This is a genomic window from Maribacter algarum (ex Zhang et al. 2020), from assembly GCF_005885635.1.
GTDB classification, from domain to species: Bacteria; Bacteroidota; Bacteroidia; order Flavobacteriales; family Flavobacteriaceae; genus Maribacter_C; species Maribacter_C algarum.
On sequence record NZ_VATY01000003.1, the window covers coordinates 673,836 to 698,299 of the forward strand.

Consider the following 24,464-nt stretch of genomic DNA (forward strand, 5'->3'; position numbering starts at 1 on the left):
TTATATTTTAAAGTTTATGCTTCTGCTACACCGATGTCATCCAGTTCGGTATTTGGATTCTTAGGGTTTGGGCCCCATTTATTAGGTCCTTCTTCGCTATCTGTGCAAGCCAAGATTAAGCTATAAATAGGGATTAACAAATACCATCCGCTCTTACCAACGTCATGCATTCGCCTAACTCCTACTGCAATACCAGGAATAAGTACCGCTAAAGAATAAATAGTTGAAACAATAGAAAGTTCAGGCATCTCTAGCCCCAATGCTATGAATGTAATTCCATAGGAAATAATAATGTTGAATAAGAAAAACATCCAATATTCTTTTCTTCTTGCTCTGCCTTTAAAATCAGCGTATTGTTTTAATACTTTCAAATACCAATTCATAAATTTAGTTTTTAGGGGTTTGGGTTAATTATTTAACTAACGAATAAAAGGAAATATTATTGAAAATCAATAGACAAACTTAATCCAATGCTGATTATCAATAGGTTTAGGCTTCCGAAACACCGATATCATCAATTTCATTGTACGGATTTTTAGGGTCTGGGCCATATTGATTCGGTCCATATTCCCCATCCGTGCAGAGTAGGATGAAGTTGTAAATGGGAATAAGTATATACCAGCCACTCTTACCGAGATCATGCATCCTGCGAACACCGGCCGCAATAGTTGGTATGAGTACACCTAAACTATATACCGTACCTATACCCAATTCCTCCATACCAAGGGCGCCATCTATAATTCCAATAAGGAAGCTAAAAATAAAATTGAACAGGTAAAACATCCAGTATTCTTGTCTTCTAGCTCTACCGTTAAAATCGGCGTATTGTTTTAATACTTTTAAATACCAATTCATAAATTTCGTTTTAGGGATTTGGGATAATCATTTATGAACGAAAAAAAGAAAATATTATTGAAAAATCAATTTGCAAAATTTGTTAAATACTGATTATCAGCTAATCTAGGCTTCAGTAACACCAATATCATTTATTTCTGAGGGTAGGTTTTTAGGATCAGGACCATACTGATTTGGACCTGGACTACCGTCTGTACACAATAGCACCAATAACCAAATTGGGCCGATAATAGGGATGAAACGGACTAAAATATACCATCCGCTCTTGTCTTGATCATGCAATCTCCTCACTACGACAGCAAGTGTCGGAATAAAAACTGCTAATATATATAGCACCATGGGAATCATTATTAAACCTTCAGAATCACCTACTGCTTCCCCAAGCATACTGGATAAAAAAACAAGTGAGATAACAATTATAGCGTTGAATAGAGTATACATCCAGTATTCCTGTCTTCTAGCTCTACCACTGAAATCGGCATATTGTTTTAATACTTTTAAGTACCAGTTCATAATTTTCTTTTTTTACGTCATTTTTCAATTTCATGTTAAACGGAAAAACCTTTTGTAAATTATGAACGTAAAAAAAAATTATTGGAATTTCTGACTTTGGGTCTCATATTCAGAACAAAAAAACCTCCAAATCAAAAATTGACTTAGAGGTAATAGCTAACCGGTAATCATAGCAAATTTTCAAGCAATACTCTGTACAACCTCTTTTTTAGCTTCCTTTTTCGTGCCATCAAAACCTTCAACTCCGCCAACTGTGGTATACTTCATTACATAGCGTTTACCCGGATTAATAAGCTGATACGCATACTGACACATTATTGCGGCTTCATGAAAACCAGAAAGAATCAACTTCAACTTTCCTTCATAGGTGTTCACATCACCAATAGCGAATACTCCAGGAAGATTTGTCTGATAATCTTTAGCGTTGTTCACCTTAATTGCATTTTTCTCTATTTCCAATCCCCAATTGCCTATAGGACCTAACTTTGGAGACAGTCCGAAAAGAGGAATGAAATTATCTACTTCTAAATAGCTTTCACCTTTATCAGAATCATTATGCTTTACCACAACGGCTTCCAGCTGTTCATCACCGTAAAGCTTTTTTACTTGTGCTTCAGTGAATAACTTGATTTTTCCCAACTTTGCCAATTCGGAGGCTTTTTCCACGGAGTCCAATGCGCCACGAAATTCATTTCTTCGGTGCACCAAGGAAACTTCTGAAGCCACATCGGTTAGATAAATCGCCCAATCTAAGGCCGAATCACCTCCACCGGCGATAACTACCTTTTTATCTCGATATACTTCTGGGTCTTTAATTATATAGGCAACTCCTTTGTCTTCGAAATCTTGAATGTTTTCGATAGGCGGTTTTCTTGGTTCAAAAGAACCCAGACCACCAGCAATTACAACAACGGGCGCTTGATGCTTTGTACCTTTGTTTGTTGTAACTATATACGACCCGTCTGTTTGCTTTTCTAAAGTTTCCGCCCGTTCTCCTAAAGTAAAACCTGCTTCAAAAGGTTTTATTTGTTCCATGAGATTATCTACCAAATCACCTGCCAAGATTTCTGGAAATGCAGGAATATCATAAATAGGTTTCTTCGGATAGATTTCAGAACATTGTCCGCCCGGTTGTGGCAAAGCGTCAATCAAATGGCATTTCAATTTTAGTAATCCCGCTTCAAAAACCGTAAAGAGTCCAGTTGGACCTGCGCCTATAATTAATATATCTGTTTTTATCATTTTTTATACTTTTTCAACCAATTTTTGAGTTATTTCGTTCATTTTATCCACTTTTTGTTCAAAATCACCCTTTATTGTTTTTCTGTAATCGTTCAAATTTTGCACCATTTTGGTAATGTCATCCGGAATAACGTCCTCAAAAAACTGGCGTAATCTTTTTGCCGTTGTAGGGGATTTTCCATTCGTTGAAATGGCAATTTTCACGTTTCCTTTGGTGACTATTCCGCCCATATAAAAATCACAATAAGGAGGGTTATCTGCCACATTTACCAATTTATCAAAAGACCTACAATCGTTATATACCTGAATATTTACTTCTGGTACATCGGTAGTTGCAATCACCATATGCTTTCCCATCAAATATTTCGCTTGATACGAATCAGTAATTAACTCTACATCAAACCGTAAGGCCAATTGCCTTGTTACTTTTCGATAAATGGGAGAAACCATAGTAACCTTAGCATCAGGACTTGACTTTGTCAAAAAGGTCAATTTTTCCTCGGCTACATTTCCTCCGCCCACTATCAGAATATGAAGATTTGAAGTCTTTAGAAAAACTGGATATAGATTGTTTCTCTCCATAATCAAAGGACTAGTTCAGGTTCAATATACTTTTCTTGAATCTCTAAAATTCGTTCACGATGACGAACTACTTCGCCGACAATAATGATTGCTGGGTTTGCCAATTCTTGCCGTTCTACTTCTTTTTCTATGGATGCTATTGTAGCTACTCCCACTTTTTCATCCGTTCTAGTGCCATTTTGAATGATAGCAATAGGTGTTTCAGATTTTCCTTCTTTCTTAAAAAGGGCAACAATTTGCGAGAGTTTTGACATTCCCATCAAAATAACTACCGTCGCACTTGACTTTGCCGCCAGACGAACATCATTTGATAGTTTATGCTCTTTCGTCGTCCCGGTAATTACCCAAAAACTCTCCGCTGAATCACGCTTGGTCACCGGAATGTTTTGTGCTGCCGGTACAGAAAGACAAGATGATATTCCTGGAACCATCTCCACTTCTAGTCCTTGTTCAGCGGCGTATTCCAGTTCTTCGGCACCTCGTCCGAAAACAAAAGGGTCTCCTCCCTTTAAGCGTACGATATGGCCATGGCTTTTGGCCCGACTTACAATCAACTCATTGATTTGTTCTTGTTGATAGGAGTAGCACCCCTTGCGTTTCCCCACAAAAATATGTTCCGCTTGGGGTGCGTATTCCAATAATTCCTTGTTCACCAAAGCATCGTAAAGAATCACGCTAGCGTTCTGCAAGGCTTTGATGGCCTTTAGCGTAATGAGTTCTACATCGCCAGGACCTGCACCTACTACCGTCAATTTTGGGGTTTTATACATATTCCAAATCCAATTTTCTAAATGTCTCCACCTTTCCTAAAAATGTTTTTGCATCCTTCATATAGCTTGTCGCAAATTCCTTTGTAGGCTTATTTTTATTCAGTTGTAAGACCAATTCTTCAAATCCTTCCGACAACGAAATTCTGCCCGATCTCACGAATTTTTCATCAAAATCTTTAATAATACTTGAGTGTGTATTCGTTTTGGTCTTTTCAGCGGTGAGCAAAGCTTTTGCCGAATTAACCATGGAAGAGTAGCTGTGAAAAATACTCGCGGCCCATTTCTCTTGGTTAAAAGTTTCTTCTGCATTTTGAATTTTTTCTTGGCTCTCCAATAGCAGCGTCGCAATCAAATCAATAACAACACCTGCACATTCACCAATTCCGATTTCCTTTTTATATTTTTCGTTATTGCCCCAATCGATAAAATCTTCTTGAGTCAAATTGTCAATCGCTGTTAATGGTTTTAGAAAATCATAGAAATAATGCTCGCCCTTTTCTGCATAGTAATCCGCAAAGGTGTTTCCTTTTCCATTGGCGTTAAAATCATCAAGAATTAGACGTAATGCTTCTGGGCCTCTCTTACTTGGTACTTTTACCACTTTGTCTGCAAAACGGCCATTTCCATTTCCATCATTTCCTCCCCCCAACAATACCTGCAATGCCGGAGCAACCAATTTATCTTTGGTTCTGATGCTCATGCCCTGAAATCCAATATTGGCCATGTTGTGTTGCCCACAGGCATTCATACAGCCGCTAATCTTAATAACCACATCAGGATTGCTGATATACTCAGGATATTCTGCTTTTATTATTCGTTCCAGTTCTTCGGCAATTCCAGTGCTGCTGGCAATCCCTAGGTTACAAGTGTCCGTTCCGGGACATGCGGTGATATCCAAAGCCTTATTGTAACCAGCTTCAACGAAACCTAATTTTGCTAATTCCGTATAGAAAAAAGGAATTAATTCTTCCTTTACGTAGGGAATCAAAATGTTCTGTCGGAGGGATAAACGAATCTCCCCAGCCGCATACTTTTCCACCAAGTCTGCCAATAACCTTGCTTTATCCGTATAGAAATCACCAAGTAGAACTTTGATTCCGATAGCGACAAAACCACCTTGTTTTTGGGGAATTAAATTGGTGGATTTCCATTTTTCAAAGGCATCCTTATCCTCAATTTCTACTTTAGGTGCTACCGCTTTTGAAATTTTTACTCTAGGATAGGCCAAAGCATCAATAGGAATTGATTTGTGTGGAACCGCATTTTGTTCCTCTTCAAGTAACTTCTTAAATCCTTCAAGACCAATATCTTTTAAAAGGAATTTCATTCTGGCTTTTGCCCTACTCTTTCGTTCGCCATAACGGTCAAAAACGCGAATCACACCATCCATTAAAGGAATTATTTTATCGGAATTCAAAAACTCGAATAGCACATCGGCATGCCTTGGCTGCGAACCTAATCCGCCGCCCAATAGTACTTTAAAGCCCTTAACACCATCTTTGGTTTTAGCGATGAAACCTAAATCGTGCATATATGAGAGTCCGGTATCCGCATCACTTGATGAAAAAGAAACCTTGAATTTTCTTCCCATTTCTTGACTTATAGGGTTTCTAAGAAAATATTTAAATAGGGCCTCGGCATACGGAGAGACATCAAAAGGTTCATCAACATCAATACCAGCTGTTTCACTTGCCGTAACGTTACGCACTGTATTTCCACAGGCCTCTCTTAGGGTAACCTCATTTTTCTCCAATTGAGCCCATAGTTCAGGAGTTCGGTCCAAGTCCACATAATGGATTTGAATATCTTGTCGTGTGGTAATATGCAAACGCCCAGTGGAGTATTCATCAGAAACATCGCAAATTCCCTTCAGCTGCTTTGATGTAACCTTTCCATAGGGTAATTTAATTCGAATCATCTGAACGCCTTGTTGACGCTGCCCATATACCCCACGTGCCAAACGAAGGCTTCGGAATTTCTCCTCGTCCAGCTTCCCGTTATGGAACTCGTTAATCTTACGTTCCAATTCAAGAATGTCTTTTTCAACTACTGGATTTTCTATTTCTGTTCTGAAACTTTGCATCAAATTAAATTTTAGACTCTGGCGTAAGACGCTAGATTTAAATTATATTTTTCCTATAGATTAAATAGGAATAATTAAACTGTTAATTTCATAAAAAAGATTCCAACCTCTACTTTAAAACTCTCACCACAGGCTTGGGATTGCAATACAACACCTAGCTAATAAACCCCGCACCAACGGTATTATTCGATTGTGTATCAATTAAAATAAACGAACCGTTAGTTCGATGTTCCTTGAATTTATCGTAAAAAATCGGCTTATTTAATTTAAAGGTCACCTGAGCAATATCATTCATGCCCAAGTCATTTGCATTTTCATCAATTCCGGAATAGTCAGGATTGATTTTATGATGAATAGTTTCCACTTTTGCCAGCACTTTATTTACACCATGCTGGACGATGTATTTACTTCCTGAAGACAATTGTTGCGAATCCATCCAAGAAATGGTAGCGGTGAATTGCTTTTCCATTGTTGGCAAATCATCAACTTTCACCAACATATCTCCTCTGCTCACATTTATTTCATCTTCCAAGGTAATGGTAACCGAAGAGCGCCTTGAGGCAGTCTCATATTTCTTATCATAGAAATAAATGTCTTTGATTTTAGATCTTGTTTGTGAAGGAAGCGCTACCATCTCATCTCCTACACTCAATTCTCCACCATAGACTTTACCCGCAAAACCTCTAAAATCATGAAACTCTTCTGTCTTTGGACGAACTACATACTGTACAGGAAATCTTGGTGTTCCCACATTTGATACGGCCGCCATATCAAGACCTTCTAAATGCTCTAATAAAGTCTCGCCTTCATACCAAGGCGTATTCTCTGATTTATGAACCACATTATCACCTTTCAAAGCACTTACGGGAATGAAAGTAATTTTCTGCTCTTCATAATCACGCTTAGCCATTAATTGCTCAAAATCTGCTTTAATTTCATTGTATCTCTCTTCCGAAAAATCAACCAAATCCATTTTATTAATCGCCACTACGACCTCTTTAACCCGTAGTAAGTTGTTTATAAAAAAATGGCGATTTGTTTGTTCTATCACTCCTTTTCTCGCGTCAATTAAAATAATGGCCGCTTGCGAAGTAGAAGCTCCAGTAACCATGTTTCGCGTATACTCTACATGACCAGGAGTGTCCGCTATGATATAGCTTTTTGTCTTTGTTGCAAAGTATATATGGGCAACATCAATTGTGATTCCTTGTTCCCGTTCTGCGACTAGACCATCGGTGGCCAAAGAGAAATCTAGATAATCGTACCCCTTTTGTTTGCTTGTCTTTTCAATCGCTTCCAACTTATCAGTTGTCAGTGATTTTGTGTCGTATAAAAGTCTTCCAATCAAGGTACTTTTACCATCATCCACACTTCCTGCTGTTGCTATCTTTAGTACTTCCATTTTTTCTAGTCTTATGTAAAAAGTAATTAGTCTCCGGAAACAACATTTAGCTGTTCACTTCATACTGTTTACTTTTCACTAAAAATATCCTTGTTGTTTTCTTTTTTCCATCGCAGCTTCTGAACGTTTGTCATCGATTCGGGCTCCTCGTTCAGAAATAGTTGAATCTCGTATTTCTTGTACTACAGATTCGATATCAGTCGCTTCTGAGAATACGGCTGCAGTGCAACTCATATCTCCCACCGTTCTAAATCGCACCATGCGTTCCAACACTTCCTCATCTTCTTCTTGGAATACATAATCAGAATGTGACCAAATCAATCCGTCCCTTAAAAATACCTTTCGCTTGTGTGCAAAATAGATAGACGGAATTTCAATACCTTCTTTTTCAATGTAAGACCAAACGTCTAATTCGGTCCAGTTGGAAATTGGAAAGACCCGAACGTTTTGCCCTAATTCGATTTGTCCGTTCAGCATATCAAAAAGTTCAGGTCTTTGATTTTTTTCATCCCATAGCCCGAAATCATCTCGGACTGAAAATATGCGTTCTTTGGCACGGGCTTTTTCTTCATCTCTTCGCGCACCGCCAATACAAGCATCAAATTTGAATTCTTCGATAGCATCTAAAAGTGTGGTGGTTTGAAGGGAGTTACGACTTGAATATTTCCCTGATTCTTCTTTAACTTTTCCCGCATCAATAGAATCTTGTACGTTTCTAACAATTAGTTCCAATCCCAATTCCTTGACTAACCTATCTCGAAACTCTATAGTTTCCGGAAAGTTATGGCCCGTATCTATATGCATTAGGGGAAAGGGTATTTTCGCTGGCCAAAATGCCTTTTGAGCCAGTCGTACCAATGTGATAGAATCTTTCCCTCCGGAAAATAAAAGTACGGGCTTCTCGAACTGCGCGGCTACTTCCCTAAAAATGTAGATGGCTTCGTTTTCAAGTGGATTTATATGTGATGTGTCTTTCATAAAAGTTCAAATTCAAGTATCAAGCCCGCCCGTCGTAGGAGGGTTCAAGCTCAAAATTGTTATCCATTAAATTAGGTGTGTAAACCGCATTCGCGATTTTCCAACACTTTGGTCGGGTCAAAATAGTTGTGCTCGTTTGGGAGGTTTCTGTCCTTCAAATAGGTATCTAGCTGTGTATCGTTCCAGTGATAAAATGGACTCACTTTCAAAACTCCGTCTTTGCTTAAACTTAAAATGTCTAGGCTATCGCGCAATGCTGTTTGTCCCTTTCGCAAATTCGTAAACCAAACATCTGGTTTATGAATTTGCATTGCTCTGCGAAATGGCTCTAATTTTACCTGTTCGGTAAATTCAGCGTGCCTCGGGTCATCAATTTGCGGTATTCCCATCGTAGTATCCCTATGAGCAGATGTCTGCTTAGGAACATATAAATCAATGTTCAGTCCTAATTTTCGAATTAACTCTTCTGCATGTTTATAAGTGCTAGGGGTATTATAACCTGTATCACACCAAACTACTGGTATGTCATTTTTAACCTCGGAAACGGCATTCAAAATGGCCACCTCATAGGGACGAAAATTCGTAGTAACTACAGGATTATTAGCTTTCCCGATAGCCCATGAAATAATTTCTTCGGGTGATATACCTCTGAATCTAATGTTCAATGTACTAATTAGTTCTTCGTTCGATGTCATACCTTCTATTATTTACCCCAGTTGATTTTATTCCAAAGTCTTTCATGAAAGAAATAGAGAAACATTTTAGTTACAAAGTCAATGGAAGCGATGGAAGCCGCCAAAACTACTTTGCCCGTTAGCAGATACGAAATCAACAAAGTATCTAATGTTCCGATAATACGCCAACTCACTGCTTTGGCAACACTTCGAATAGGTTTCTCAGAGCTTTTGTCTTCGGAGAAGCTCTTTTTCTTTGCTGGCTTTTGTTGTAAAATTTGGTCTAAAATCATTCTGAATATTAAAAATAAATTATCCTATAGATTTAATAGGAATTTCAAAAATAGAATTATTTATTATTCCGAAACGTTAAAAGGATTATAAAATTACTATTAACCTATAGATTTAGTAGATTAATAATATTTAATTGTTTTTATTGCCAAATACTCAATAAAAAATATGATTTAAGGGATGGGATATTGAAGTTTGAAGGATTCCTGGTCCTTCCGCTACGAAAATGGGTTATGCTATTAAGTCAGCCAAGGTATTGTTGCGGTATACTTCCAAAGCACTATCACGTACTTTGAGCATTAACATATGAACCGAACAATTTTCTTCACTAGGGCAATCATCGCACTTTTCGTAGAAATTAAGACTCACACAGGGTACCATTGCTATAGGACCTTCCAAAACACGCATGATATCCGTCATTAAAACTTCTTTTGGCTCTTTAATAAGATAATATCCCCCACCCTTTCCTTTTTTGGAGCCTAAAAAACCTGTCTTTCTTAAGGATAATAAAATACTTTCTAAAAACTTTTGAGAGATGTTCTCCTGTTTGGCTATTTCAGCAATCTGAACAGGTTCCTTCCCTTTCTGTGAAGCTAAAAAAGCGAGTGCCTTTAGTCCGTATTTTGTTTTTTTAGAGAGCATAGAGCTAAGATAGCGAAAATAGAGAAAGGGGTTCAAATACTAGAGTCCACATAATGTTTATACCCTTCTTGAAATTCCAGTGAAGATAAAATCCATCAACTGTTTTTCTATTTCCATTGGGTTACTGATAGATTTAGAATCAAGGTGTTTATTGTGAAGCCAGCGTAATGTGGCCAAAATAGTTTGTGCTGTCAATTCCTCATCTTGCACTTTGAACTGACCGTGCCCAATGCCATTCCTAATAATATGTTGCAATTTGCTTTCATACGAAATTCTACGTTCAACAAATTCCTGAAGTCGTGGTTCTTCTAAATTTCGCCATTCGTTCACAAGTAACGCTTGTTCGTAAGGGTGCTTTAGAGTAATTTGGATATAAGAAGAAATAACATGTCGTAATTTTTCATCGGGAGAATAACGTGAATCTAAAATAGCGTCAATAGCGATAAGAAATTTATTTTGAACATCAAAAAGATACTCCTCTAGTAATGATTGCTTAGAATCAATATAATTATAGACATTGGAGACTTCGCAATTTAATTCTTGTGCCATATCTCGGACAGTAGTTGCCTTAAAACCTTTTTTGTGAATGAGTCCTAATACCACCGCTAAAAACCGTTCTCTCTTTACACTTTTTTTCATCTTCTTTTAGTTAGTCGGAGCAAAAGAAATAAAAGTTTGCGGATTATAACGAGTTTTTTATTTTTACATGAGCAAATGCTCATGTAAAAAATTATAATGAATTATAATCATAAAATTTTTCCAGAAAAACTTTTCGCTTGCTGGCACCCCGTTGGATACAGCAACGAAATCGAAGCGGACAAACCTTTCGGTACTTTTCTATTAGATGAACCTATAGTCGTTTGGCGAACTTCCGATGGGGAGGTTCATGCCATGAGGGATGTTTGTATCCATCGAGGCACGGCTTTGTCCTTAGGATGGATAAAAGATGATTGCTTAGTTTGCCCCTACCATGCTTGGCAATTTGATAAAAAAGGGGATTGTGTTAAGATTCCGCAGGATCCTGATGTAGCTATTCCACCAAAAGCAAAAACTCCAGCTTATCATTGTCAAGAAAAGTTCGGCTTGGTTTGGGTTGCTTTAGCAGCACCTGCATATGACCTGCCGGATGTACCAGAATATGAAAGTTCTAATTGGAAATTGGTCAATACAGGGCCGTTTGACTGGAAAAGCGACAGCTCAAGACAAGTAGAAAATTTTACTGATTTCGGACATTTCCCCTGGGTACACCCCGGACTATTAGGAGATCCCGAGCGACCCAAAGTTCCTGATTGTAAAGTGACCGTAAAAGATTCTGTTTTACATTATTCCGTCGTTCGACCTGAAGCAACGAACAGTGATGACTTTCCAATTTTTGCGAATGATGATGTCGTAAAACCAGAACGAAGAAGTAATTATGAATTACATCTACCTTATACCATTGTTTTACGGTTAGGATGGGGCGGCGAAAAAGGCATGGTGTACTTTTTTACCTCGCAACCTATCTCAAACAACAAATGTCGAGGATTTTGTATTATCGGGCGAAATTATGACCACGAGGAACCAGATACTGTTTTACAAGAGTTTGAACAAGTAATATTCGACCAAGACAAACGTATAGTTGAATCGCAGAGACCCGAACAAGTGCCTTTTGACTTTACTGAAGAATTGCATTTGAAATTTGATGCTATAGCGATGAATTATAGACGAGCGATGAAAAAGCAAAAACTGAGTTATTAAACTAAATGGTTACCTTTCTTTCTTAGATTTCAAAGTACTAACCAAAACCAATACTGTATGAGAGCCAATGTTCTTCTATTTCTTTTTTTAGCTATCAGCTACTCCGGATTTTCTCAAAATAAAATTCTCATTAAAAATGTAAATGTCTGGGATGGCACCAGCAATCAACTCAACAAAAATGTAAATGTTCTTATTCAGGACAATTTGATTACCAAAATAGGAAAAAACATATCCGAATCTAACGAAGCTACCATAATTGATGGTAGAGGCCAAACACTTATACCGGGACTGTCAGATGCCCATGTTCATTTATCCGCCACTATGAGTGATAACGAAACAAGAAATGAAGCTCATTGGATGTACACATCAATCAGGACAGCCAAAGCTGCGGAGAATTTTTTGATGCTAGGTTTTACCACAGTACGAGATTTGGGAGGTCCTGTTTTTGGCATTAAAAGAGGGGTGGATGAAGGCCTAATTCCTGGGCCACGTATTTATCCCTCAGGAGCCTATATCAGCCAGACATCAGGGCATGGAGATTTTCGCAACGCCAACGAACCAAGTGTTTCATTATCGGGCGGGCAAATGCATTCATCTGATACTGCTCTTGGCTGGGCTTTTGTTGTTGACGGAGTGCCCGAAGTACTAAAGGCTTCTCGTGAAAATTTAAGAAAGGGAGCTACCCAACTCAAAGTAATGGCCGGTGGAGGAATTGCTTCCGATTTTGACCCGATTCATTCGGTGCAATTCACAACCGAAGAATTAGAAGCTGCCGTTCAAGCAGCTGCTGATTGGGATACTTATGTCGCGGTTCATATTTATGAATCCAAAGGAGCCATTCGGTCTTTAAATGCCGGTGTAAAATGTTTAGACCACGGACATCTTCTCAACGAGGAAGTTATAAAATTGATAAAAGAAAAAGATGCTTGGTTGGTGCCTCAAGCTTTCTGGAATGATACGCCTGCAAGTTTTTGGGTGCCAGGTAGCGATAAAATTCCTGATGCTTTAAACAAAAAAATAAAACCTGTTCTAGAAGGAACAGATACTGTTTTCAAATTAGCAAAAAAATACGATATCAATGTAGGCTTTGGTTCCGATGCTTATGGGGATTTGGGTTATGAATCATATGCCTTGACCGAATTTACTTCGCGAGCAAAATGGTTTTCGCCTTTGGAAATCTTAAAACAGGCTACTTCAGAAAATGCACGTCTATTTTCCCTTTCAGGAAAAATAAATCCCTACACCGATGGTAAACTGGGTGTTATTGAGGTCGGGGCATATGCAGATTTATTGATTTACGAAGGCAATCCTCTTGAAGATATTGAAATTGTCGCCCATCCAGAAAAACACCTTAAATTGATTATGAAAGATGGCAAGGTTTATAAGAATGAGCTTTAAAACCAATTAAATAATTTTCCTCGACTAAAAACATCATCATTATCCTAACTGAAAGTAAGCCCATATCAATAAAAAAGGGATACATTGATGAAGTGTATCCCTTTAATATTTGTGCTTAGTTCTTATTGCAAACTATAGTCTTGTTCCGTACAACGAAACTTCTTATGCTCCAGTAGCTTGGTAAGAAACAGGAATCTTTTCGATTCTGTGGGTGATTGATTGATGAATGTTCTCATGACTGTTTTTTGATGATTGATGTACTGTCAAATCGTGATTAGCGATTAAAGTTCCTGGACTGAGCCCATTGCGCTCTTTTACTATTTCTTAAAGAAGAAAAATACTGTCCTGATTTTGATTCTGTTGCTGTTCTAGTGATTGATGCTTTCATGATTTTGTTTTTTGATGTTGATGATTGTTTTTTTGCCCTGAACTTGTTTCAGAGTCGTGATTAACGATTAAAGTTTCTGGACTGAGCCCATTGCGCTCTTTTGCTGCTGCTAAAAGTTGAAAAGTACTGTCCTGTTTTTGATTCTGTTGCTGTTCTTCTGATTGATGCTTTCATGATTTTTTGTTTTTTGATGTTGTTGATGATTGTTTTTTGTGTCGTGATTAACGATTAAAGTTTCTGGACTGAGCCCATTGCGCTCTTTTACTGTTTCTTAACGAAGAAAAATACTGTCCTGATTTTGATTCTGTTGCTGTTCTTGTGATTGATGCTTTCATAATTTCTATGTTTTAAAATTGTTTGTTGTTTAATGATGGTACAAAGATGTTTCGATTTACCAGAGAAAGAAAATTGAAATTACCGAGCTGTATTTTTTAGAGTCTCAATTGTAATTATTTTCTTTCCAACAGGTTTTAGCGATTAAAATTCCTTGACTGAGCCCATTGTGCTCTTTTACTGTTTCTTAACGAAGAAAAATACTGCCCTGACTTTGATTCTGTTACTGTTCTTGTGATTGATGCTTTCATGATTTTTGTTTTTTGATTGTTGTTTTTTAATTGACTTACACTTACTAGACGAAGGAGTTTTGATTTTGTTACAGTACTATGTATAAAAAGGTACTATTTTATAGATTATTTAACATTTCAAGTAAGAGTTCGAATATCGAAAATACTTTAACTATTTGATTATTAGTAATATATATACCTATTTGAACTTTTAACCTTCTAACCTAAAGACTATCCTTTTTTAATAAGGTTACACTTATTCAAAGTTTTTTGCGAATTATTTCCTTAATAAAATGAAACACCCCGTCCAGTTAATGGTTCTGATTTAGAGCCATTAACTGGACGGGGTGTACTAAGAAGATGTTATCTATCTCGTTATCCTTTTCCTAACTCAAAGCCTGATGAATATCACGAATAATATCATCAACATGCTCAAGGCCAACTGATACGCGAACCATTCCATCGGTGATACCTGTTTCTGCTCTTTCTTCTGTGGATAGTTTACTATGTGTTGTCGACGCAGGATGGGTAACTATACTTCTTGAATCACCCAAGTTGGCTGAAAGTGATAAGAGCTTAATGGAATCAAAGAATTTCTGACCCGCTTCCAATCCGCCTTTGACTTCGAAAGCAACTACGCACCCGCCAGCCTTCATTTGTTTTTTAGCGATTTCATACTTCGGATGTGATTTTAAAAAAGGATAGCGCACCCAATTTACTTTTTCATGTCCCTCTAAAAATTCAGCTAACTTAAGTGCATTTTCACAATGACGGTCGACACGAACCGCCAAAGTCTCCAAACTTTTAGAAAGTACCCAAGCATTGAATGGTGATAGCGCTGGACCTGTAATTCTCGAAAAGCGATATATTTTATCAATTAATTCTGCGGTTCCAACAGTAACTCCAGCAAGAACTCTGCCTTGACCATCCATTAATTTAGTTCCGGAATGAATTACCAAATCAGCACCAAATTTAATGGGCTGTTGCAAGTAAGGTGAAGCAAAACAGTTATCAATCACTAAGACTAAATTATGCTTTTTAGCAATTTTGCCTAAAGCTTCCAAGTCCAAAACATCAACTCCCGGATTGGTTGGTGACTCCGCATAAATAATCTTAGTATGAGTCGTAATCAAACGCTCAACTGATTCTAGTTCATCAATTTTAAAATAAGTATGTGAGATATTCCATTTGGGAAAGAAGTTGTTGAACAAGGAATGCGTCGACCCAAAAATACTTCTAGCGGATAAAATATGGTCGCCACTTTCCAATAATGCTGCGAAGGTTGAAAATACCGCTGCCATTCCTGAGGCAAAAGCGAATCCTGCTTCGGCACCTTCCATTTGACATACTTTATCAACAAACTCCGATGAATTCGGGTTTGAATATCTCGAATAGATATTTCGCTCCTTTTCCTCTGCGAAGGATGCACGCATGTCCTCTGCGTCTTCAAAGACAAAGCTCGAAGTGAGGTACAAGGGTACTGAATGTTCTAAGTTTTGTGAACGCACGAGTTGTGTTCTTATGGCGTTGGTTTCGAATTTGTTGCTCATTCTTTGACTTTCATTCCTGTGAAGACAGGAATCTGTTTATTATTTTTCCAAATGTTTTTTAAGGGGAAATTTTCTTGTTCCTTAGGACAAACCCCGGTTTCACCACTCCTGGCAAGAGGGGAAGTCTAGTTTCAAATTTGGTATACTTCGTATTTCTAACTTTGTACCTCCTACCTTTATCACCCTTTTTCTGCTATTCTTAAGATATCACCAAAGACGCCTCTGGCGGTTACGGCGGCGCCTGCTCCTGCTCCTTGGATTACCAGAGGGTTTTCTTCATACGATTCTGTGTAAATCTCAATTATTGAATCTGAACCTTTTACTTGCCCCAAAGCGCTTTCTTTAGGAACGGAAATCAATTGGACATCTAACAATCCTTTCTCTTTTTGGAGGTTACCATGGAGGTCTCCCACATATCGCAAGACATGACCTTCTTTTTGGTTCTTCTTGATTTCGTTGAACTTATCATCTAGCATCCCCAAATTTTTAAGGAAGTGTTCAGGTTTTCCTTTTCGCAATTGCTCGGGAATCAAATTTTGGATTTTTATATCGGAAAACTCATTGCTTAAATCAAGTTCTCTTGCTAAAATCAAAAGTTTCCTTCCCACGTCATTACCTGATAAATCTTCCCTTGGGTCTGGCTCGGTAAAGCCTTGATGCATCGCATCCTTTAGGATTTGCGAAAAGGGTGCATTGACTTCCGAAAATGTATTGAAAATATAACTTAGGCTTCCTGAGAAAACACCTTTAATTCTTGTGATATTCTCTCCTGAAAGGTGCAATAGCTTAATGGTATCAATTAGCGGCAAACCTGCACCCACATTGGTTTCATATAAATATTGCTTTTGATTTTTCACCAACTCTTCACGTAGTAACTGGTAGTAATCGAAACCTAGCGTATTTGCTACTTTGTTTGAGGAAACCAAGTCAAAACCATTTTCCACGAAATCAAAATAGTTTGCTACAAAATCCTCACTGGCAGTATTATCAACCACAATCAGGTTTTCTAAATGGTGCTCTTTTGCATATTCAAAGATGTCTTCTACTTTATATGCGATTCCTTTTGTATCAATAGCTGATTTCCATGATTTTGGTATACCCTTTTTATTTATTAAAAGCTTCCGAGAATTAGCTATTGCAAATACATTTAGATCAATTCCTTTTCGTATTGCAATAGTCTCAGAAGATTTTAATATCTGGTCAATTAATGTGCCACCAACATTTCCATGTCCAAAAATTGCTAGGTTTACTTTCTTGCTAATTCCGAAGATTTGACCGTGCATTACATTCAAAGCCTTATGCAAATCGGCCTTTTTCAGAACTAAACTCACATTCTTTCCCGAGATCGTATTATTAAACAATAAAGGAATGATTTGATTTTTGATTAAGGCATTGTATGGTTTGTGAAACGTACTCAAATCTTGCCCAACAATGGATACCACAGAAACATCATTGACTACAGTAATCATATTAATGTCTTTGGATTTGAAGTCTCTCGAGAACTCCTTTTCCAAAGCTCGCTTCGCTTTTTGTGCATTATTCTCATTGACAACCAGACCAATTCCACGTTCCGAAGAACCTTGGGAAATGATGCTAACATTGATGTTTCGCTCTTCAAGGGCTTTAAAAATTCGAGCATCGATTCCCACTTTTCCTAGGAGTCCCCTACCCTCAAGATTTACCAAGGCTACATCTTCGATGATCGAAAGTGATTTGATACCTTCTTTACTGGACTTCGCACTTATCAAAGTACCTTTACTATCATCATTGAAGGTATTGAGAATACGCAGCGGAATATTTTTTTCAATTAAGGGAATAATCGTTTTTGCATGAAGAATAGTCGCTCCGAAATTGGCCAACTCATTCGCTTCTTCATAAGATAGGTTTGATAATCGTTTTGCTTCTGAAACAAAATCGGGGTTGGCCGTGAAAATTCCGTCTACATGAGTGTAATTCTGCAACTCCTCGGCGTCTAGGAAGTTTGCTAAAAGCGCAGCGGAATAATTACTTCCATTTCTTCCCAAGGTTGTGGTTTCTCCGTTCAAAGTGGAAGCGATAAAGCCTGTAAATACAGGAACGGCATCAAAGGAAAGCTTGTTGTACTTCAATAATACATTTTCCTTAGATGTCCCTTCAATTAGCTTGGCATCACCGAAAGTATCATCTGTTTTTAATACAGTTCTTGAATCGATGAATTTTGCCTTAACTCCCTTACCAATTAGTAATTTGGTTAGTAATTTTCCTGAGATTAACTCTCCATAGGCCAAAACCTCATCTTTAATTTTAGGACTGTAATCCCCCAATAATGAAACACCCTCAAATAGCTTTGCTAAATCTTTAAATTCCTTTGAAAGATTAACGTTTCCGAAAGTATGCTGCTGATATTTTTCGAAGGCTTCAAAATCTTTAATGTAATCCTTGCCCTTTGCCGCTTTTTCGAGCATCGCTTCTAACTGATCCGTACCTTTTTCACGGGCCGAAAGTACCACCGCGATATTCTCTCCCTCTTTTACCTTTGAAGTGATAATCTCTAAAACTCGACCTATTCCCTCGCCGTTGCTCAAAGATTTGCCACCAAACTTCAAGACCTTTACTTTACCTGATTTTCCATTTACATTGAAAACCTCATCAAGCAATTTTTGTAATTGTTCAAATTCAATCAAAAAAGCGTCATGTCCATGAAGCGACTGTATCTCGCCGTAGGTCACATTACTATTGGCCTGAGCAATTTGCTTAAAGGTTTCTTTGTTTTCCTTAGCAGTAAAAAAGAGGTCGGAATCTACGCCAATGATATGAATATTGGTGTCGCTATTTTCGAGCTTCTTGAAATTGGCATTTCCCTCTCTTGTAACATCAATAGTCTTTAAAAGCTGATTCATGAGTTTATAAGCTGAAAGCTGAAAACGCTCTTGCAACTTCTCTCCATGATGCATCAACCAACTTTCTACATTGAAAACCTGAAGCTCTTCATTTGTGCTGCGTTTGAAACGCTCTTTAAAAGATTCCGGAGTACGGTAACATAACATTGCATGCATTCTGGCATCATGAACAGGCTGTTTGGAATTCACTAAAAATTGCTCTTGAATCTGGCAATTCGCAATCAACCAATCGGTGGATTTCCAATCGGAAGCAACCGGAATCAAATGCTCTGTCAAGTTAGGATTTAAAGCCGCCATCTCCCATGCGATACCACCTCCTAAAGAACCACCAATAATAGCAAACAGCCGTTCTACTTCGATTTGTTTTAGGCCTTTTAGAAAAATATGGGCAATATCGCCAGCTACAAAATCTTTATAATTTTCAATAACAAACTTATCATGTCCGTTACCGGGAATATTAAAGGATAGGATAGTATATTTCTTTGTGTCAATACACTTTCCGTCGCCAATTAAAGCAGACCACCAACCCTCTTTTCCCGTAACGTTGGAGTTGCCTGTGAGGGCGTGATTTACCAAAACAATGGGGGCCGAATGTAGCTCTTTACCAAAAAGCTGGTATGACAAGTCAATATCTTGTACTACGCCACTTATGGTTTTGTAATTTTTTATTTTTAGGTGGTGAAGCATTTCAATTTTCAAATAAGTGAATACTGTCAGTTCGAGCGGAGTCGAGAATCTTTATGGAACGCATTTCCATTCCGCTCGATGTGACAGAAATTTTAAGCTAAAACTGATTTATCAATTGCCGCAAAAGCTTGTTCTAAATCTTCTTTCAAATCAGAAATGTCTTCCAATCCAACTGACAAACGAATCAAATCTTGTGAAACTCCAGCGCTTAGTTGCTGTTCTTCCGTCAGTTGTTGATGGGTTGTACTAGAAGGGTGAATGATTAAGGATTTTGTATCTCCTATATTCGCTAATAAAGAAAATACTTTCGTTGCGTCGGTCAATTGCTTGGCAGCTTCAAAACCACCTTTTACACCGAAAGTTACCAAACCACTTTGACCTTTCGGTAAATATTCTTGAGCAAGCTCATAGTACTTCCCTCCTTTAAGTCCTGGGTAATTTACCCAAGCTACTTCTTTTCTATCTTGTAACCATTCTGCCAAGGCCAGTGCGTTCTCACTATGTTGTTTAATTCGGATAGGCAGGGTTTCTAAGCCTTGGATGATTTGAAATGCATTAAACGGACTCAATGCTCCTCCGAAATCTCGTAAACCTTCCAAAATCAATTTGAAGGTAAAAGCTGCGGCACCTAAAGCTTCGCTGTATACCAAACCGTGGTAACCAGCAGACGGCTCAGTGAATTCTGGGAATTTACCGTTCGTCCAGTCAAAAGTTCCGGCATCTATAATTGCTCCGCCTAATGCGGTACCGTTTCCATTAATATATTTAGTCAACGAATGAATCACCAAATTGGCTCCATGCTCAATAGGATTTAGAAGTCCCGGTGTAGCTACCGTATTGTCAACAATAAAAGGAACTTTAGCGGCTTGTGCTTCTTTAGAAATTCCTTTTAAGTCTAGCACATCTAATTTTGGATTTCCTAAAGATTCTACGAATATGGCTCTTGTATTTTCTTGTACTGCTTTTCCAAAGTTAGTTGGGTCATCTGGGTCTACAAAAGTGGTTGTTATACCTAATCTTGGTAAGGTTACATTTAATAAATTGAAAGTCCCACCATACAAACTGCTTGATGCCACAATATGGTCACCTGCTCGTAATAGAGTCATTAATCCTGTCGCGATAGCTGCTGTACCCGAGGCGAAAACTACGGCGCCAACTCCGCCTTCAATTGCCGCCAAACGTTCTTGTAAAATCTGATTGGTTGGGTTATTTAACCTTGTGTAAATAAAGCCTAATTCCGCTAACGAAAATAAATTCGCTGCATGGTCCGTGTTATTGAACACATAGGATGTGGACTGAAAAATAGGTACTGCCCTTGTACCACTTGTTTGCGTTGTGTCGTGCCCAGCATGAAGGGCGTTCGTAGCCAATTTTGGATTACTCATGATTTTTCGATTTTTAATTGTTATACAAATAATTAAAAGTCAAACCCATCTTCACGGACATGTAAAGCGGTAAATCAAAAAGTTATAAGAAAGCGAATAGATTGTTTGTACAATCTGTTTTGCGTTATCTGCCCAAAATGTCGAAATGAATTCAACATATCCTGAAACGAGTTCAGGAAAGGGTAGAATTTAGCACCTTCTCGACTATGGGAGTCAAGGGTTGCTAAGGCTTCAAAGGGTCTAATCCCTCCACCTTTCTTGATAACTATTCAATACGTGTTTGAACTTTGAGAGAACAAATAAAAGTCAGAATTATTTTAAAACCTAATTATTTAGAATAATTTCACAAAATCCTAGTGTTTTAGTGGGATAAAATACTGAATTCAATACTAGAATCGGTAAAAACTGTATGGGTCTGCGTCTTAAAATCCTCTTCGTCAGCTTTAAAGATATTCTCCACATAGGTCTGTGGATTCAAATCAATTAATGGAAACCAGGTACTTTGCACTTGAATTTGAAGTTTATGTCCCTTTTGTATCGTATGAAAAACATCTTGAAGTTTTATGGTTACATCTGTTTTTTGACTTGGAACAAAAGGCTCGGGATTCGTAAAACTATTTCTGAATCGTCCGCGAAGCACTTCACTTCGAACCATCAAATGATAGTTGCTCATTTTTAGATGGTCTTGCATTTCTTCGTTGGTTTCCGTTGTAGCTGGGTGTACGTCAATAACTTTCACAATCCAATCAGCAGCATCTCCTGTAGTGGCCACTTTTAGCTTAGCCAATATATCGCCTGCTAGAGTCAAATCTTCTTCTAAAACATCTGTTTCAAAAACTAACACATCAGAGCGGCGAGCTGCAAAACGTTGGTCGTCAGTCATATATTTTCTAGGCGTGAAAACTGATTTTACATCCTCGGAATACGGGACTGGCTTTTTGATATTACTAATAAATTGAATGCCTTTTGTACTTTTCAATTCAGAAGTCAGTTCTTGATTTTCAGATAAGAACATGTCTTGTTTTACTGTTCCTTCCGGTGGCCAAGAATCGTACTGTTTCCATTCCTTTCTACCGGAATCAAAAACATAGGCTTCTGGGAGTCCGCTATTTATATCACCACGTCCTTTTAAGAAATGATTGAAGAATTTTGTCTCGATATTTTCCTGGAAAAATTCTGAGATTCCGTCCCCAAAATAATAATTCCCAACTACGGTACGGCCATCTCTTTTTGACCATCTGCCATGGTCCCATGGGCCAAAGACCATCGTATTGTAATTTCCTTCGTTGTAATTTTCAATGTTCTTATAAGTTTCCAAAGGACCATATAAATCCTCTGCATCAAACCATCCACCTACTACCATAGTGGCTACATGAGATTTCACATTTTTTAAGTGCTGAATAAGGCCACGACTCTGCCAAAGCTCATCATAGTTTGGGTGCTCTTTGAGCTCATTCCAAAAGAAATCATCGGTCTCCTCATCTGGCACGATAGAGATTTCATCCTTTAAATCATATTCAAAAAAGGAGTTTAGATTTTTAAGCGGTCCCTTATCCAAAAAGAACTGGTATTGGTCTTCAGTCTGCAAATCAGGTAATTTGTACCAAGCTGTATCAATAGGCATATCGCCATTTGGTCTTGGAGTTCCAAACAGCGAAGTAGCTCTGAAATAGCTTAATAAATAGGCTCCGTTGTGATGAAAATCGTCAAAAAAGAAATCACCAATACTTGCTTGCGGAGAGGCAGCTTTTAAGGCAGGGTGGGCGTCTACTGTTGCATAGGTAGAATAGAACCCAGGATAGGATATGCCCCAGATCCCAGCATTTCCATTGTTGTTTTTTACATTGTTTACCAACCATTCGATAGTATCGTAGGTATCTGAGCTTTCATCAACATCTTTTTCCGAAGTTTTATTCGATATGTAAGCGCGCATATTTTCATAATGCCCTTCGCTCAACCAACGCCCACGAACATCTTGATAGACTACGATGTAGCCTTCTTTCATCATGTGAATATTAGGTGCGATTTGCTTCTTAAATTCACCTTCACCATAAGGTCTTGAACTGTAGGGAGTCCGTTGCATAATGATTGGGTACTTTTTTGAAGTATCCTTTGGCGAATATATGGTCGTATGCAATTTTACACCATCACGCATTTCGATAGCTACCTCTTGTTTGGTATAGTTATCCGCAACATAGGTATCTACAACCTCAGTCTTTTCAGTCTTTGTGGTTTTCGTACATGAGGTAACCATAAAAGTCAATGAAAGAAAAACTATCGTAAGAGTTCTAAAAAATCTAGGCATAATTGAAACTTAGTTAGACTCTAAAGCTACTAAAGATCGGTAAGTCTCGAAAATAAAAAAAAGGGAACCCTATCCGGATTCCCTTTCTAACTGTTTTGAAATTTTCTTTATAAACCGAATGCAGTCTTGACGGCATCAACCATATCAAGCTTTTCCCAAGTAAAAAGTTCAACTTGTTTTTCCACTCTTCCGTTATACGGAGATTCAAATACTTTAGTAACCGTTTTAGGCTCCTTACCCATATGTCCATACGCTGCAGTTTCTAAGTAAATTGGGTTACGCAACTTCAACCTTTCTTCAATCGCAAAAGGACGCATATCAAAAAGCTCTGCCACTTTATCAGCGATTTGTCCATCGGTCAAATCCACATTTGCCGTACCATAGGTATCAACAAAAATAGAGGTTGGTTCAACTACCCCAATAGCATAACTCACCTGTACCAATATCTCATCAGAAACTCCCGCAGCAACTAAGTTCTTAGCTACATGTCTAGAGGCATAAGCAGCACTTCTATCTACTTTGCTCGGGTCTTTTCCGCTAAAAGCTCCACCACCATGAGCACCTTTTCCTCCATAGGTATCAACAATGATTTTACGGCCAGTTAAACCGGTATCTCCGTGAGGACCTCCAATTACAAACTTTCCTGTCGGATTGATATGATATACAATTTGGTCATCGAACAAGTCCTGAATTCCGACAGGTAATTGTGCCTTCACCCTCGGAATTAGAATTGAAACAATATCCGATTTGATTTTCGCTAACATTTTCTCGTCATCAGCATCAAAAGCATCATGCTGGGTTGAAACAACAATCGCCTCTATTCGTTGAGGCACATTATCATCAGAGTACTCAATAGTTACTTGCGACTTAGCATCTGGTCTCAGGTAATCGATTTCGCTTCCTTCTCTTCGTAATTCAGCTAATACTTGTAGGATTTTATGTGAAATATCTAAAGCCAAAGGCATATAGTTCTCTGTTTCCTTGGTAGCGTAGCCAAACATCATTCCTTGGTCGCCGGCTCCTTGCTCCTCTTTAGAACCTCTGTCAACTCCTTGGTTGATATCTTGAGATTGCTCATGAATTAAGGAAATTACACCACAAGAATCTCCGCTAAATTGATACTCGCCTTTCGTATATCCTATTTTATTAATGACATCTCTGGCAATGTTTTGAACATCGAGATATGTATTACTTTTCACTTCTCCCGCCAAAACTACTTGACCTGTGGTAACCAAAGTTTCACAAGCCACTTTACTCTCAGGGTCAAAGGCTAAAAAATTATCAAGCAAAGCATCACTAATCTGGTCTGAAACCTTATCTGGGTGTCCTTCACTAACGGATTCGGAAGTAAACAAATACGACATATTTTTTATTTTAAAAAAGCGAGAACTTGACGGAGATGACTAGAGTAGTATAATTATGATGAGCATAATCAACTGCTTTAGCATTTTTAATGAGGTTGCAATCAGTCAAATCCTTCCTCTTATTTATAGTAACAAAAATAGGAAAATAGTTTCGTTGCCAAAGTCATTATTGTAAG

The 24,464-nt window shown here is 38.0% G+C and carries 20 protein-coding genes and 1 riboswitch; of the genes, 2 read left to right on the forward strand and 18 right to left on the reverse strand.

Annotated features, from left to right (window positions below; translation table 11 throughout):
• Positions 1-14 precede the first annotated feature (14 nt).
• The 13 genes from FEE95_RS16670 to FEE95_RS16730 all read right to left on the reverse strand — a co-directional run bounded on the left by FEE95_RS16670 (position 15) and on the right by FEE95_RS16730 (position 10,671).
• Entirely contained in the window at positions 15-383 is a 369-nt protein-coding gene (locus FEE95_RS16670; protein ID WP_138659116.1) for a DUF805 domain-containing protein, read from the reverse strand.
• 106 nt (positions 384-489) lie between these two features.
• Entirely contained in the window at positions 490-855 is a 366-nt protein-coding gene (locus tag FEE95_RS16675) for a DUF805 domain-containing protein (protein ID WP_138659117.1), read from the reverse strand.
• Positions 856-960: 105 nt separating this feature from the next.
• Positions 961-1,368 carry a DUF805 domain-containing protein gene (locus FEE95_RS16680; protein WP_138659118.1) on the reverse strand — a complete coding sequence of 136 codons (408 nt, stop codon included), beginning with the start codon at positions 1,366-1,368 and terminating at the stop codon, positions 961-963.
• Positions 1,369-1,548: 180 nt separating this feature from the next.
• Positions 1,549-2,610, reverse strand: a complete 1,062-nt coding sequence (locus FEE95_RS16685) for an NAD(P)/FAD-dependent oxidoreductase (protein WP_138659119.1) — start codon at positions 2,608-2,610, stop codon at positions 1,549-1,551.
• Between the two features lie 3 nt (positions 2,611-2,613).
• Entirely contained in the window at positions 2,614-3,192 is a 579-nt protein-coding gene (locus FEE95_RS16690; protein WP_138659120.1) for a precorrin-2 dehydrogenase/sirohydrochlorin ferrochelatase family protein, read from the reverse strand.
• A gap of 2 nt (positions 3,193-3,194) precedes the next feature.
• Positions 3,195-3,962 (reverse strand): uroporphyrinogen-III C-methyltransferase, encoded by a 768-nt coding sequence (gene cobA, locus FEE95_RS16695; RefSeq protein ID WP_138659121.1) that lies wholly within the window; start codon positions 3,960-3,962, stop codon positions 3,195-3,197.
• Positions 3,955-6,045 carry a HEPN domain-containing protein gene (locus FEE95_RS16700; protein ID WP_138659122.1) on the reverse strand — a complete coding sequence of 697 codons (2,091 nt, stop codon included), beginning with the start codon at positions 6,043-6,045 and terminating at the stop codon, positions 3,955-3,957. The genes cobA and FEE95_RS16700 overlap by 8 nt, the downstream gene beginning before the upstream one ends.
• A gap of 154 nt (positions 6,046-6,199) precedes the next feature.
• Complete coding sequence (locus FEE95_RS16705; RefSeq protein WP_138659123.1) at positions 6,200-7,447, reverse strand: sulfate adenylyltransferase subunit 1; 1,248 nt, start codon at positions 7,445-7,447, stop codon at positions 6,200-6,202.
• A gap of 78 nt (positions 7,448-7,525) precedes the next feature.
• Positions 7,526-8,425, reverse strand: coding sequence for a sulfate adenylyltransferase subunit CysD (gene cysD / locus FEE95_RS16710; protein WP_138659124.1), 900 nt, complete (start codon positions 8,423-8,425; stop codon positions 7,526-7,528).
• A gap of 71 nt (positions 8,426-8,496) precedes the next feature.
• Entirely contained in the window at positions 8,497-9,120 is a 624-nt protein-coding gene (locus FEE95_RS16715; RefSeq protein WP_138659125.1) for a phosphoadenosine phosphosulfate reductase domain-containing protein, read from the reverse strand.
• An 8-nt stretch (positions 9,121-9,128) separates the two neighbouring features.
• The gene (locus FEE95_RS16720; RefSeq protein WP_138659126.1) at positions 9,129-9,392 is read right to left on the reverse strand and encodes a DUF2061 domain-containing protein; all 264 of its coding nucleotides are present in this window, start codon (positions 9,390-9,392) and stop codon (positions 9,129-9,131) included.
• Between the two features lie 229 nt (positions 9,393-9,621).
• The gene (locus FEE95_RS16725; protein ID WP_138659127.1) at positions 9,622-10,032 is read right to left on the reverse strand and encodes an RrF2 family transcriptional regulator; all 411 of its coding nucleotides are present in this window, start codon (positions 10,030-10,032) and stop codon (positions 9,622-9,624) included.
• 57 nt (positions 10,033-10,089) lie between these two features.
• The gene (locus FEE95_RS16730; protein ID WP_138659128.1) at positions 10,090-10,671 is read right to left on the reverse strand and encodes a TetR/AcrR family transcriptional regulator; all 582 of its coding nucleotides are present in this window, start codon (positions 10,669-10,671) and stop codon (positions 10,090-10,092) included.
• 96 nt (positions 10,672-10,767) lie between these two features.
• On the opposite strand from FEE95_RS16730, the gene FEE95_RS16735 reads away from it, so the two are divergent.
• On the forward strand, positions 10,768-11,769 hold the full coding sequence (locus FEE95_RS16735) for an aromatic ring-hydroxylating dioxygenase subunit alpha (RefSeq protein ID WP_138659129.1): 1,002 nt from the start codon (positions 10,768-10,770) through the stop codon (positions 11,767-11,769).
• Between the two features lie 57 nt (positions 11,770-11,826).
• Positions 11,827-13,167: a metal-dependent hydrolase family protein gene (locus FEE95_RS16740; RefSeq protein ID WP_138659130.1), complete on the forward strand. Its 1,341-nt coding sequence runs from the start codon at positions 11,827-11,829 to the stop codon at positions 13,165-13,167.
• Positions 13,168-14,504: 1,337 nt separating this feature from the next.
• Here FEE95_RS16740 and FEE95_RS16745 read toward each other — a convergent pair.
• The 5 genes from FEE95_RS16745 to metK form a co-directional block, all read right to left on the reverse strand.
• Positions 14,505-15,668, reverse strand: coding sequence for a trans-sulfuration enzyme family protein (locus tag FEE95_RS16745; RefSeq protein WP_138659131.1), 1,164 nt, complete (start codon positions 15,666-15,668; stop codon positions 14,505-14,507).
• A gap of 179 nt (positions 15,669-15,847) precedes the next feature.
• Positions 15,848-19,234 (reverse strand): bifunctional aspartate kinase/homoserine dehydrogenase I, encoded by a 3,387-nt coding sequence (thrA, locus tag FEE95_RS16750; RefSeq protein ID WP_138659132.1) that lies wholly within the window; start codon positions 19,232-19,234, stop codon positions 15,848-15,850.
• A 92-nt stretch (positions 19,235-19,326) separates the two neighbouring features.
• On the reverse strand, positions 19,327-20,619 hold the full coding sequence (locus FEE95_RS16755) for an O-acetylhomoserine aminocarboxypropyltransferase/cysteine synthase family protein (protein WP_138659133.1): 1,293 nt from the start codon (positions 20,617-20,619) through the stop codon (positions 19,327-19,329).
• Between the two features lie 148 nt (positions 20,620-20,767).
• A riboswitch (SAM riboswitch) is annotated at positions 20,768-20,887 on the reverse strand.
• A gap of 93 nt (positions 20,888-20,980) precedes the next feature.
• Positions 20,981-22,924 carry a CocE/NonD family hydrolase gene (locus FEE95_RS16760; protein ID WP_171037073.1) on the reverse strand — a complete coding sequence of 648 codons (1,944 nt, stop codon included), beginning with the start codon at positions 22,922-22,924 and terminating at the stop codon, positions 20,981-20,983.
• Positions 22,925-23,031: 107 nt separating this feature from the next.
• A complete protein-coding gene (gene metK / locus FEE95_RS16765) occupies positions 23,032-24,288 on the reverse strand; it encodes a methionine adenosyltransferase (protein WP_138659134.1) in 1,257 nt (418 codons plus the stop codon).
• Positions 24,289-24,464 lie beyond the last annotated feature (176 nt).